Source organism: Corallococcus sp. CA054B, assembly GCF_003611625.1.
GTDB lineage: Bacteria > Myxococcota > Myxococcia > Myxococcales > Myxococcaceae > Corallococcus > Corallococcus coralloides.
The window spans coordinates 1-12,992 of record NZ_RAVY01000246.1 but is presented as its reverse complement, the minus strand read 5'-3'; the positions used below and the strand labels follow the sequence as shown (position 1 = coordinate 12,992).

Below are 12,992 nucleotides of genomic sequence, written 5' to 3'. Positions count from 1 at the left end.
GCCCGGGGCGCCGCCACCGCCCACCCTGGATGCATCCCTGCTGGGGCCCTACGTGCCGGAGGTCGTGCTCCAACGCCTGCGCGCGGGGCACGGCCAGTGGCTGGCGGAGTTCCGCCCTGTCTCCGCCGTCTTCATCCACCTGCCCGAGCAGGACTACCTGTCCCCGGAGGCGCTCCCGCGCATGCAGGAGGTCGTCACCTGCTGCCAGCACCTCCTGCGCCGCTACCAGGGGCACATCTACCAGCTGGTCATGGACGACAAGGGGACGTGCCTCATCGCCGCGTTCGGCCTGCCTCCGTCCGGACAGGAGAACGAGGCGGCGCACGCGGTGGAGGCCGCCGAGGCCCTGCACCACGAGCTGACGGCGCGGGGGCTCCAGACGTCCATGGGCATCGCCACGGGCCGCATGTTCTGTGGGCCCTTTGGCAGCGCGTCGCGGCGCCAGTACACGCTGCTGGGCAATGCCATGAACCTGGCGGCGAGGCTCATGCAGGACGCGCGGGGCGGCATCCTCTGCGACGCGGCGACCGCCGAGCAGGCCCGCTCCCGTCTGGAGTTCGAACCCCTGGCGCCGCGGCAGGTGAAGGGCCGCTCCGAACCGGTGCCCGTGTTCCGTCCGCGCGCCTCCGCGAAGCGGCAGCGGCAATCGAGCCGGGGCGTGCTCGTCGGGCGCGAGGCGCAGCGGCAGCGGCTGGAGACCCAGGTGCGCGAGCTCCTGCGGGGGCAGGGCGGTGTGCTCGTCATGCAGGGCGAAGCGGGCATCGGCAAATCCACCCTGCTGGAGGAGCTGGCGCGTCAGGCGGAAGCCCAGGGGGCGCGGGTCCTGCGGGGGGCCGCCGACGCGGTGGAGCGCTCCACGCCCTACTACGCATGGCGGGAGCTGCTGTGGCAGCTGGTGGACGGAGTGCCGGAGGAGGAGGGCCCCGCGCTGGGCGCCCGGCTGCTTCAGGGGCTGGCGGGAGACACCCGGCTTCTGGAGTGGGCGCCCCTGCTCAACCTCGTCCTCCCCGTGGGGCTGCCGGAGAACGACATCACCCGCAGCATGGCGGGCGAGGCCCGCGCGGAGGGGCTCCAGGCGCTGCTGCTCGCGCTGTACGAGCGCTGGGCGCGGGGGACGCCCGCCGTGCTCCTGCTGGACGACGCGCACTGGTTGGATTCGAGCTCGGCGGCGCTGGCCGCGGGCGTGGCGCGACGGGCCTCCGGGCTGCTGCTCGTGGTGGCGGCCCGGCCGCTGGACGACGCCGAGCCTTCAGGGGCGCAGCTGCTCGTGGAGTGGCCCGGCGCGGTGCGCCTTCCCCTGGAGAAGCTGTCCACCGATGAGATCTCCGCGCTCCTGCGCCGCCGCCTGGGCGTCCTGGGTGTGGCCGGGGAGATCGTCCACTTCATCGTGGAGCGCGCCGAGGGGCACCCGTTCTACAGCGAGGAGCTGGCGCTGGCCCTGCGGGAGGAGGGGTTGATTGAACGGCGCGGAGACACCTGTCAGGTGGCCCCGGGCGCGGGGGCGCTGTCGCGCATCCCCTTTCCGGACAACGTGCAGGCGGTCGTCGCCAGCCGCATTGACCGGCTGGCCCTGCATGAACAGCTGGCCCTGAAGACCGCGAGCGTCATCGGACGGGTCTTCTCCCGCGACCTGCTGTCGTCCGTCTATCCCGTTGAAGAGGACCGCCCGCGGCTGCCCGAGGGGCTCCACCATCTGGCGCGGGTGGACCTGACGCGGCTGGAGCGGCCGGAGCCGGAGCTGGCCTACCGCTTCAAGCACGCCATCACGCAGGAGGTCTCCTACAACGCGCTGCTCTTCCGTCAGCGCCGGCAGCTGCACGGGGAGGTGGCCCGCTGGTACGAGCAACGCGGTGGCGAGGAGCCGTCGGAGTTCTACGCGCTCCTGGCGCACCACTACGACCGCGCGGAGGAGGTTCCCAAGGCCATCGAGTATCTGGAGCGGGCGGGAGAGGCCGCCCTGCGGGGCTTCTCCAGCCGTGAGGCGGAGCGCTTCTTGCGCCGGGCCTCGGAGCTGGCCGCGAAGTTTCCCCAGCACGACGACTCGCACCGCCGCTCCGTGCGGGAGCTGAACCTGGGCCACGCCCGCCACCAGCAGGCGGACTATCCGCAGGCGTGTGAGCACTACTTCCGCTCGCTGGAGCTGCGCGGATGGCGCGCGCCCCGCACGCGGGGAGGCATGGTGTGGAGCGCGCTGGGGCACCTGTTCCGGCAGGTGGCCCATCGCGGTTGGCCCTCGCGCTTCCTGGACCGGGCGCGGGGCGCGCGGCGCGCGGACCTGCTCCACGCGGGCGCCATCTATGGAGAGCTGACGAAGGTGGCCTGGTACCGGGGAGACGTGCTGGCGCTGCTGCACGGGACCTTCACCCAGCTCAACCTGGGGGAGCAGACCGGCTCCGCTCCCGAAATCATGCCCGGTGCGGCGGGGCTCGCCGTGGCCCTGGGGCTGGCCGGATGGCATGGGCTGGCGCGTTCCTACCTGGAGCGGGCCCTCACGCTGGCGGGGCAGGGCCGGCACCCGGCCGCGGACGCGCTCACGTACACCCAGGCCGCCGTCTACGCCATCGGGGCGGGCTTCTGGGACGAAGCCCGTGCGCACGCGCGGAAGGCGGGGGAGCTGCTGGCGCGCCTGGGGGACCGAAACGTGTGGGAGGGGGTCCGCGCGCTGGAAGGCTACGTGCACCTGTCCAGGGGCGAGCTGGACGCCGCGCTGGCGTGCTTCGACGAAGCCTATGCCTCGGCGCGCAGCGGCACGGCCCAGGCGCGCATCTGGGCGCGCAACGGACACCTGGCCGCGCTGCTGCCCCGGGGCGAGGTGCCCGAGGCCATGGTGGCGGAGCTGAAGGCCCTGGTGGAGGTGCAGTCGGGGACGGCGGAGTCCATGGCGGGGCACGGGCTGCTGGCCCAGGCCTACCTGCGGCGGGGCGCGCTCTACGAGGCCCGCGCCAGCGCGGACACCGCCCTGCGCCTGCTGAAGGAGCAGCAGCCCATGTCGTCCTACGTGCCCTTCTGGGGGCTCGTGGCGATGACGCACGTCTACCTGGAGCTGTGCGAGCGGGAGGGAGCGGGGCCTCAGGCGCGGGAGCTGCGGCTGCGTGCGCGCGAGGCCTGTGGGCTGCTCCGCTCCTTCAGCCGGATGTTCACCCTGGCCCGGGCCCAGGCCGCGCTGTGTGATGGCTGGTACCTGGCCCTGGTGGGGAAGGCGCGGCGGGCGGGGCGGAGGCTGCGGGACGGCATCGACGTCGCGCGGCGGCTCCAGTCCCCCTGGGACGAGGCCCTGCTCCACCTGGAGCTGGCCCGGCGGCTGGAGCCCGCGCATCCCCAGCGCGCCCAGGGCCTGGCCACCGCGGAGCAGCTGTTCGAGCGGTGTGGCGCGCGGCACGGGCTCCTGCTCGCGCGGGCGCTGGGCTCCCACGAAGTGCGTCTGCCCGCAGCGCCGGTTTCCCTTCCCTCCAGCGGAGTCCCCCATGACGAAGAAGCGGATCGCGATTCTGGGCGGCGGCATCGGAGCCCTCACCACGGCCCATGAGCTGACGCGCACGCCGGAGCTGCGCGCGCGCTACGACGTCACGGTCCATTCGCTGGGCTGGCGCCTGGGCGGCAAGTGCGCCAGCGCGCGCAACGCCAGCCAGCACCAGCGCATTGAAGAGCACGGCCTGCACATCTGGCTGGGGTGCTACGACAACGCCTTCGCGCTGATGCGGGAGGTGTTCCAGGAGCTGGCGCGCGGCCCGGGTGAGCCGCTGAGGAACCTGGAGGAGGCGTTCCTGCCCCAGTCGTTCACGCCCATTGGCCTGGGCGACGGCAGCACCTTCTTCCCTCTCTTCTGGCCTCCCAATGCCAACACGCCGGGCCGTGGTGGGCTCTTCCCGTCGCCGTGGGGCGCCGTCACGGAATGCCTGGGCGTCCTCAAGCGAATCGCCGGAGAGTTCCTGGGGACGGCGCAGCCCGCCCGCGAGAAGTCCTTCGCGCAGGTGGCGCAGGTGGCGGAGGCCGCCGCCTCCTCCTCCGTGGAGGACCGCCTGGAGCAGGCCCACGCCCTGGCGAAGAACCCCGGACAGGGCACGCCGTCCGACGGCGACCTCGACGGCATCCTGCGCAACCTCGAAGAGGCACAAGGGATGCTGGACCCCTTGCGCGCCGCGAAGGGCCTGCGCTCGGCCGCGATCAGCCCCCAGCTCCGCTTCCTGGAGGATCTGCTCATCGTGGCCAAGGCGGCCGTCCGCGGGGTCTGGGCGCTGCGAGACCAGGGCTTCAACCTGGACCTCATCGACGGCGAGGACTTCCGTGCCTGGCTGGTGCGCAATGGCGCGCCCGCGAGGTTCATGGACCTGGAACAGGTGTCGTTCCTGCGCGCGCTGTACGACCTGCCCTTCGCCTACCGGCCGAATCCGGGGGGACAGCCGGTTCCCGACTTCGCCGCGGGGACCGCCCTGCGGTGTGTCATCCGCATCTGCGCCACGTACAAGCAGGCCGTGCTCTTCGAGATGGCCGCGGGCATGGGCGAGGCGGTCATCGCTCCGCTCCACGAGGTGTTGTCGCGTCGCGGGGTGAAGTTCGAGTACTTCCACAAGGTGAAGCGGCTGGAGCTGTCCGCGGACAAGCGCGACGTGGCCCGCGTGCGGCTGGGCCAGCAGGCCGCGCTGCGCGAGCCGCTGAAGGGCTACCAGCCGCTCATCCAGGTCCCCATCGAGGGGTATTCACGCCCGCTGGCCTCCTGGCCCTCGGAGCCGCTGTGGGAGCAGCTCGTGGACGGGGAGCGCCTGCGGAACGAGCGCCCGGACTTCGAGTCACACTGGTGCACCGAGCCCGATGCCTCCGAGCTGGTGCTCGAGCGCGGCGTGGACTTCGACGACGTGGTGCTCGCCATCCCGGTGGGGGCCTTCAAGGCGTTGAACGCGCAGGACGAAGCGCTCTGCCAGGAACTCATCGACGCGAGCCCCCGCTTCAAGTCCATGTGCGAACAGCTGGGGCAGATCCCCACGCTCGCGCTCCAGCTCTGGATGACCCGCGACCTGAAGGCGCTGGGCTGGGACCTGCCGCGCCCGGCGGCCAACGGCCTCATCGAGCCGGTGGATGTGTGGGCGGACGAAACCCACCTGCTCAAGATGGAGGGCTGGCCCGTGGGACAGGCGCCCCGGTCGCTCCACTACTTCTGCGGACCGCTCAACACGGACCTCCACCGTGAGCCCGCGAGCCACACCCAGGTCCCCTCGCTCGCCTTGAACCAGGTGGTGGACATCGCCACGCACTGGTTCTCCCGCAACACCGCCACCCTCTGGCCCAAGGCCGTGGGGCCCGACGGACGGGCCCTGTCCCCGGCGGCCCTGTATGGCGGCGCCGGAACGCTGAGGGAGGGGCTCGAGGCCCAGTACCTCCGCGCGAACGTGGATCCGACGGAGTGCTGCACCACCTCGCTGACGGGCAGCACAGCCGTGCGTCTGGATCCGGGCGCCTCCGGCTTCAGGAACCTGTTCCTGGCGGGCTCCTGGACGCGCACGGGCTTCAACGCCGAATGCGTGGAGGGCACGGTCATGTCGGGCATGCGGGCCGCGCAGGCCCTGAGCGGCGTGAAGCGGGACATCGTTGGCTGGACCTTCATGGGACCCAAGGACACGTGATGAACGACAACGCCTATCCCCCCTACGTCTCCGACCGCGGCCACGGCGAGGTCAGCATGGCGCTGCCCGGCGTCATCCAGGACGGCCTGATGTTCCTGTTCGCCTTCCCGGCGGATGCCACCCGGTTGCAACAACTGGTGGACCGCTTCCTCAACCAGCCCGCCGGGGGCGCGGTGCACTACACCGTGGTGGACCCGTTCGTCTTCCTCAGCTTCCTCCAGGGGAAGCTCACCTCCGGCGGTGAAGCCGTGGGCTGGGTGGAGGACCGCGAATGCGCCTTCTGGGTGCTGCTGGAGGCCCGCACGGGCGCGAACGGACCGCCCCGCTACGTGGGCTGGATGCCCTACATCATCATCGACAACTTCGAGGGCATGGCCACCGGCCGCGAGGTCTGGGGCTACCGCAAGGGATTGGGGCAGGTGGTCCTCCCGGCGGACCCGCAGGGGCCGTATGACTTCGCGGCCAGCACCTGCATCTTCCCGGTGCTCAGCAAGGACACGCAGGGTCGCGTCAGCACGTTGATCCGCCTGCGGGGCGAGCCGGGGGCCGCTGTCACAGAAGGGGGCCCGACCTTCCAGGACCCCGAGGCCCTGGCGGACGCCCTGGAGGCCGCGGGGCTCCAGGGCACGTTGGGCGCGGTTGGGGGAACGCCCCCCTTGCGACGGCTGCTGGCGTTGCTGCGCAACCTCCTGGCGCGCCAGGTGCCGGTGGTCAACCTCAAGCAGTTCCGCGATGCGCGCGACAGCAGCCGGGCCTGCTACCAGGCCCTGATTGAAGGCCCCATCACCGTCACCCGCTTCGGAGGAGCGGGACTGCTGTGGAGCGACTTCACCCTGGCCCTCACGCCGTGCCAGAGCCACCCCATCGCCGCGGACCTGGGACTCCAGCCAATGACCCGCGCCAGCTTCGGGCTCTGGATGCGCCTGGACTTCAACGTGGGGCCGGGACAGGAGGTGTGGAAGGCAGCGGGGGATGGCGCTTGAGCACGGCCCGCGCGGCGTTGAGGCCGCCTTCGACAGCGGCCTCGGCGCAGCCCGCGTTCAGGCGCGTCTGGACCCAGTCTCCGGCGAGGAAGAGGTTCGTGAAGCCGGAGCCTCCCGCCGGCAGGCGGTATTGCGCGGAGCCGGGCACGGAGAGGACGTAGCGCTCCGAGGGGTCGATGTTGGCCCGCCAGTACTGGGCATCCATCCGCGCCTCGCCCATGCGGCCGGATGGATCCGCCAGGTGCAGCCAGTCCATGCCGGTGGTCGCGTCCGTGGGGCTCGCCAGGGGCCAGAGTCCCTTCATGTGCTCCAGGATCCACCGGATGGCGTTGCGCTTCACCTGCTGGGCCATGCGCGCCGGGAAGCCGATGTCGCTGGGCGGGGGAAGGGGGACCGTGTCCGGGAGCGCACCGCAGAAGTAATGGATGCTCTTGGGCGCGCCTGGACCGGTGCCTCCATGCTCCACCTTCACCAGATGGGACATGTCCCCCCAGGTGTCGAAGGGCTCCACATAGGCGGTCGAGATGGTGGGTCCCGCGGACCAGCCCAGCACCGCGATGGGACAGGTGAGCCACAGCTGGAGGGCCTGCGTCTGGACGGTCTTCACCTCCCGCGCCATGGCCGCCCAGCGCTTGTCGGCCTTGAGCAGCTCCCCGCAGAGGGACGGGACGGACCCCAGGGAGATGCCGAAGACCACGAGGTCGAAGTCCTCGTTCAACCTCAGGGTCCGCTCCCCCACCTGTTGGGCACACCAGGCGGACTCCAGGGTCAGGCCCTGGTCGGCCAGCTTCTCGCGCAGGGCCTCGCCGTCCACGAGCTGCTTCCAGTCCGGCTCCGAAGGCCAGCACGGCAGCTGCTTCCCGTCCTCCAACTTGATCCGGATGAGCGGCTGGTACTCCGGCCCGGTGAGCTTCACCTGCTGGAGGAGCTGGATGCTGCCCACCCGCGACCGGTCAGGGGTCAGTCCCAGGGACTGCACGCGCTGGAAGAACTCGAACTTGACCCCTCGCGCGCGGAGGACCTCGTAGAGCGGCGCGAAGAGGATGTCGCCCATGCCCGCGCGAAACTTCCAGAGCGGTGCCCCCTTGCAGTCGAACAGCAGGGACAACAGGACGTGGAAGCAGACGCCCGCGGACGCCCGGGCGTTCTGGGAGCGGGGATTGCCGTCCAGCGTGGCGAAGCCCAGGCAGTAGAGCGCGGTGATGGGCGCGGACTGCGCATCCTCCGGATTCGCACCGTACTTCCGGAGCCAGGCGCGGAAGTCCAGCCCGTCGATGAGGAGGAAGTCCAGGGGCTTGCGCTTCCACACCAGGTCCGTGAGCCAACCCTTGAGGGCCGCCACGCCCAGGCGGAACAGCAGCTGGGCACGTCGCACCGGTTCGGGCTTCTCCAGGGGCGGCGGTGCTGCGCGCTCCGCCTGCTGGGTCTGTTCCAGGTGCTGGATTCCCTTGAGGACCTCCCCCTTGAAGGAGAGGTCGAAGCCCTTCGCCGCATCCAGGCCCTGCGCGTCCTCGAAGCTTTCGGGGAGCTTCTCGATGCTCTCGCCCGCCTCGTGCAGGGGGAGCAGCACGTCCTCGCGGTGCTCGGCCTCCCTGGCGCGGGCGAAGATCCATTCCCGCAGCGCGCGCATCATGTCCTTGTAGGAGCGGTCCTCCGCCAATGACGCCCCTTCGCCGGGAAGGCCCGCGCGCACCAGGGGCTTGATGTTCCAGGGGCGCCACTCCTGCCCCTTGTGGTCCGGCTTCTGCTCCTGCTCCTGGAAGGTGATCAGGTGCTGGGGCATCACGGCGTCCTGGAAGGACTGGAAGGGGGCGTGCGGATCCTTCCATTCCCTGTAGCAATCCCGCATCAGCCGGAAGGCATGGTCATAGAAGCCCATGAAGACGTGCAGGCCGTGCTCCTCGATGCGCTGCCAATGATTCGCATCACGGCCGCTGGCCCCCTTGCCGCCCAGCCGCCATCCCTGCTGATAGACGGTGATGTCATACCGTGCGCGTCGCTCGGGCGTCGCCGTCAGCTCGAATGCCGCCGCCATGGCACCGCATCCGCTTCCCAGGATGGCAATCCGTGTCTTCATGCGGTGTCATTCTATCGTCAGCGCGGTGCGAAGCGCTTCGCGGACCGCAGCTTCGCCTTCATGGCCTCCATGTCTCGGTTTCGCGGCGGGGCGGTGGTCACCAGTGAGTCCATCAGCCGTCGCGCTGTCTCGGTGATGTCCTCGACGGCGCGGTGGAAGGCCTCCTCGTTCGCCTTGGACGGGGCGCTGGTGCCGCTCAGCTTCCGCACGAACTGGAGGGCCGCCGCCCGCACCTCCGCGTCGGACGCGGGGGGCTCGAAGTTGAACAGCGTCTTGATGCTCCGGCACATGGACGGGTCCCTTCGCGTGAAGTGCCGCCAGCGTACCCCACGCCCGTATCCCCGCCGTGGGGGGAGCCCTCCCGAATCCATTGCCGCGAGAACGTGACTTGGCTCATTGAGGCCAAAGTGGTTTTCTCTGGACTCCACCTTCTCCTGGAAAGGTTTCCAACGATGCGGAAGCTCTTCGCCGTCCCTGTGACGCTCTTCTCGTTCGCGATGCTCGCCTGTGGCACCAGCCCCGCCCCCGAGCAGCAGACCCCCGCCCCGACGCAGCAGGAGCAGGGCCTCAACGCCGTGGGCCAGGGCTGTTCGGCGGACACCCAGTGCGCGACGGGCCTGTGCTGGACGGAGGCGGACTCCTACCCGCTCTACAACTCGCAGTGGATCCGCGCGGACCAGTGCACCGAGGAGTGCGGTGGCCCCAGCGACAACGCCTACTGCCAGCAGCTGGCCGCGGAGTTCAACGCGCCGTATCCGAACCAGGCGCGCTGCATCCCCGCGCGGGGCGTGTACGACAACTACCCGTACGACGATATCTTCTACGTCTGCGACCTCATCCCGGCGGGTCTGGGCAAGGTCCACTGGGCGGACTGATGGCCTGACCCACGCCGTCCGGAGCGGCTTGCTTCCGGACGGCGCGGGAGTTGTGCTGGGGGTCGCTGGAGACGTGAAATCGATTTCAGGGGGGCATCATGCGGCTCGACATCTTTTCGGAGATGCAGCACCCGAAGGAGCGCTGGAGCGGTCCGGACCACGAGCACCAGCTCATCCAGGAGACGCTGGAGCAGGCGCGGCTGGCGGATGAGATGGGCTACGGCGTCTGGTGGCAGGTGGAGCACCACACCGCCGTGGAGTTCAGCTACAGCTCCGCGCCGGAGATCATGCTCACCGCCATCGCGCGGAGCACGAAGAACCTGCACGTCGGACACTCGTCGGTGCTGGCGCCCACGCGCTTCAACCATCCCATCCGGGTCGCGGAGCGCGCGGCCTTCATCGACCACCTGAGCGGGGGCCGCTTCCAGCTGGGACTGGCGCGCAGCACCCTCCCGGAGTGGCGCACCTTCAACATCGAGCCCGACTCCACGCGCGGGCAGATGCAGCAGGCCTTCGAGCTGATTCCGAAGCTGTGGACGCAGGACAAGGTGTCCTGGGACGGGCCGGACCTGCGGCTCAAGGACGTCAGCGTCATCCCCAAGCCGTACCGCAAGCCGCACCCGCCGCTGTGGCAGGCGTGCTCCAGCCCCGCGTCCTTCGAGCAGGCGGGGAAGAACGGCGTGGGCGCGCTGGGCGTGACGCTCTGGGCCTCTCCGGAGGAGGTGGCGGAGATGATCCACATCTACCGCGAGGCCCTGCGCACGCGCTGCGAGCCGGTGGGCGCGTTCGTCAACGACCAGGTCGCCTTCTTCACCTTCGTGCACTGCGCGGACAGCGAGCGCGAGGCGATGGAGAACGGCGCCGCGAAGGCCGCCGCCTGGTACACCAGCGGGTCGTTCACCTTCTTCGAGGCGAAGGACGCGTTCGTGAAGACGGCCGCGGAGCTGGAGGTGCTGGCGAAGGACCCGGCGGGCGGTGGCCTGACGGGCCAGTACCTGCGCAAGAAGGACCCGAACGCGCCGCAGTCCCAGGCGCAGCGCCTCCTGGGCCGCATCATGGGCGGGGAGCAGGTCCCGGACGAGCAGGTCTGGGAGGTGCTGAGCGCGCAGGACTCGCTCATCGTCGGGACCCAGGACCAGGTGCGCGCGGGGCTCAAGCGCTACCAGGCGCTGGGCATCGACGCGCTCATGTCCTTCCACCAGGTGGGCGCGCTGGCGCACGACAAGGTCCTGAAGAGCATCCGGCTCACGGGCGAGCTCATTCCGGAATTCAGGACACCGGCCGCGCCGTAGGCAGCGGGAGGAGGGCAGGGGAGCGTGGAGGTCCAATACCCACGCTCCGCGCCACTTCTCCCGCGCCGTGGGAGGGAGCAAGCTGAGCTTCGTGTCCCGCCGCTCACAGCTGCTTCTCCTGCTCGTCGTGTCCGGGCTCCTGCACGCGGCGCTCCTCTTCGCGCTGTGGCGGAGCCCGTCCGCGAACGTCCGGCGTCGCGAGCCGCCGCGGGCCGTCGAGCTGGAGATCGTCACCCGGGACGCACGCCCCACCCCGCCCGTGCCCCCCGTGCCTGAAGAAGCGCCGCGGCCTCCGCGCTCGCCAGCGCGTCCGGCGGAGCGCGCGCGGGAGAAGGACGAAGCGCCGACGCAGCTGGCGGAGCGCGAGCGGAAGAAGGACGAAGCGCCAGCTCAAGCCACTCCCGGAAGCGCCGCTCCGGAGCCGCTCGCGGAAGCACCCTCCGAGCGCACGTCACCTCCGGTCCGGGATGTCCCGCTCCAGCTGGAGCCGCCCGGCCTGTTGGGCGGTGGGCTCCTGAAGGGGCCTCCGTCGACGGGGCGGACGCTTCGCAACGTCCCTGGCTCGGAGCCGGACCCCAAGGCCCTGGCGGCCCGTGAGGCGGAGGAGGCGCGTCAGAAGGTGGATGGCTGGGCCAAGGATGCGACCGCGTCCGCGCGGGCCACGGGCGCGACGCCTCCCTACTTCGCGAAGCTGCGCCAGGGCTTCTCCGAGAAGCTCGTGAACCCGCCTCCTCCCGATACGGATGTGCTCGCCCGCCGGCTGAAGCGCGAGCAGCTGGAGTCCATCGAGCGGTTCGGCAAGACGGGCACCCCCTTCGCGCCCCAGGCGCGCGACGTCCGCCGGGAGACCTCCGACCGGCTGCGCGCGGCGGTGGAGGCCGGGCGCGCGGCGAATGTCTACATGATGGATGTCACCGCCCCCATCCTGGCGCTCGTCGCCATCGTGGAGGTGCGGCAGGCGCGCGACGGCAGCCTCATCGACCTCCAGGTGCTGGAGGGCTCCGGGGACCCGAAGTTCGACCGCTGGGCGGTGTCCCACCTGCGGGAGGCGCTCGCCAGCGCGGAGCCCCCCACGGACGGCGGCGTGGGCATCCGCGAGGACGGGATGCGGACCCGCTGGCGGCTGGAGGAGTACCTCGGCAACCCCCGCGTGCGGGTCCACCTCATCTCCATCTACTGATTCATTCCGTCCCGATGATGCCAACGCGGTCACCCGTGGCGGCATCCAGCGCGAGAAGGTGGCCCCACTGGGACACGTAGATGCGGCCGTCCCGGGCCCAGAGGGTGGCCCGGACGGCGGTGGTCTGGGGCTCGGGCAGGGCCACGTCCCAGGCGACGGCGCCGGTGCGCAGGTCGCGCCGGATGAGTTGCAGGCCGCCCTTCCCGCCCTCCGCCAGCGAATAGACGACGTACACGGCGTCCTTCGCGATCTCCCCCACCTCCGGCGCGAGGGCCCGCAGGAGGAGCGGATCCTTGTCCGACACGATGTCGTGCCACAGCGGTTTGCGGTCGCCCGGCGCGAACAGCGCCACCAGGGGCACCGCCGTCCCCGGCCACCGCGTGCCCAGCGCCAGCGTGTAGCCGCCCATGCGCAGGAGGTACCGGCTGGAGAAGCCGCGGATGTCGGAGGGCGGGTAGCTGGAGAGTTCGCAGGTGGTGGGGTGCTCCGGCGGCCGGCCCCTGTCGCACGTCTTCATGCTCTCGGGCGGCGTGGCGCAGCCCTCCGGCGCCTGGGGCGCGGGCTTCGCCGTGGCCGTGCGCGTATCGAAGAGCAGGTGCTGGTGGTCCACCACCTCCACCCAGACGGACGTCGTGTCCCCGGAGGGGATGCACAGCCGGCCAGGCGAGTCCGTCAGGGGCACGCGTCCCAGCCGCTTGCCGGTCTCCAGCTCCAGCAGGTTCACCGCTCGCTGCTCGCTCATCACCAGCCGGCCGTTCTGGGCGATGACCTTCGTGTAACGGGAGGTGTCCGGCCCTTCCGATGGCGCCGACTCCCAGAGCTTCTGGAACGTCCGGCCGTCGAACGCGGCGATGACATGCCGGAAGCCGGAGCCTGCTTCGTGCTGGCTCACGTGGCCGACGATGTCCTCCGTCCCATCGCCGTTGACGTCCATGAACACGGGCGCGCCCCGCTCCACCCAATGGAA

General features: G+C 70.9%; 9 protein-coding genes. 6 read left to right on the top strand and 3 right to left on the bottom strand.

What is annotated here, in order from left to right:
- The 3 genes from D7V80_RS36575 to D7V80_RS36565 form a co-directional block, all read left to right on the top strand.
- Nucleotides 1-3,526 (top strand): AAA family ATPase (locus tag D7V80_RS36575; protein ID WP_147447334.1); only part of this gene is annotated, 3,526 nt, incomplete at its 5' end.
- Nucleotides 3,465-5,618 (top strand): FAD-dependent oxidoreductase, encoded by a 2,154-nt coding sequence (locus D7V80_RS36570; protein ID WP_158616759.1) that lies wholly within the window; start codon nt 3,465-3,467, stop codon nt 5,616-5,618. The genes D7V80_RS36575 and D7V80_RS36570, both read left to right, overlap by 62 nt.
- On the top strand, nt 5,618-6,601 hold the full coding sequence (locus tag D7V80_RS36565) for a hypothetical protein (protein ID WP_120592487.1): 984 nt from the start codon (nt 5,618-5,620) through the stop codon (nt 6,599-6,601). The genes D7V80_RS36570 and D7V80_RS36565 overlap by 1 nt, the downstream gene beginning before the upstream one ends.
- Here D7V80_RS36565 and D7V80_RS36560 read toward each other — a convergent pair.
- Entirely contained in the window at nt 6,549-8,678 is a 2,130-nt protein-coding gene (locus tag D7V80_RS36560; protein ID WP_120592486.1) for an NAD(P)-binding protein, read from the bottom strand. The two genes, D7V80_RS36565 and D7V80_RS36560, sit on opposite strands and share 53 nt — an antisense overlap.
- Nucleotides 8,679-8,695: 17 nt before the next feature.
- Nucleotides 8,696-8,968: a DUF2277 domain-containing protein gene (locus D7V80_RS36555; RefSeq protein WP_014399560.1), complete on the bottom strand. Its 273-nt coding sequence runs from the start codon at nt 8,966-8,968 to the stop codon at nt 8,696-8,698.
- Nucleotides 8,969-9,130: 162 nt separating this feature from the next.
- Here D7V80_RS36555 and D7V80_RS36550 point away from each other — a divergent pair, with 162 nt between their 5' ends.
- From D7V80_RS36550 to D7V80_RS36540, 3 genes are all read left to right on the top strand, one after another.
- Nucleotides 9,131-9,553 carry a hypothetical protein gene (locus tag D7V80_RS36550; protein WP_120592485.1) on the top strand — a complete coding sequence of 141 codons (423 nt, stop codon included), beginning with the start codon at nt 9,131-9,133 and terminating at the stop codon, nt 9,551-9,553.
- A 98-nt stretch (nt 9,554-9,651) separates the two neighbouring features.
- Nucleotides 9,652-10,845 (top strand): LLM class flavin-dependent oxidoreductase, encoded by a 1,194-nt coding sequence (locus D7V80_RS36545; RefSeq protein WP_120592484.1) that lies wholly within the window; start codon nt 9,652-9,654, stop codon nt 10,843-10,845.
- Between the two features lie 91 nt (nt 10,846-10,936).
- Nucleotides 10,937-12,025 carry a TonB C-terminal domain-containing protein gene (locus D7V80_RS36540; protein WP_233585989.1) on the top strand — a complete coding sequence of 363 codons (1,089 nt, stop codon included), beginning with the start codon at nt 10,937-10,939 and terminating at the stop codon, nt 12,023-12,025.
- A gap of 1 nt (nt 12,026) precedes the next feature.
- Here the strand turns inward: D7V80_RS36540 and D7V80_RS36535 are convergent.
- Nucleotides 12,027-12,992 (bottom strand): PQQ-binding-like beta-propeller repeat protein (locus D7V80_RS36535; protein WP_120592482.1); only part of this gene is annotated, 966 nt, incomplete at its 5' end.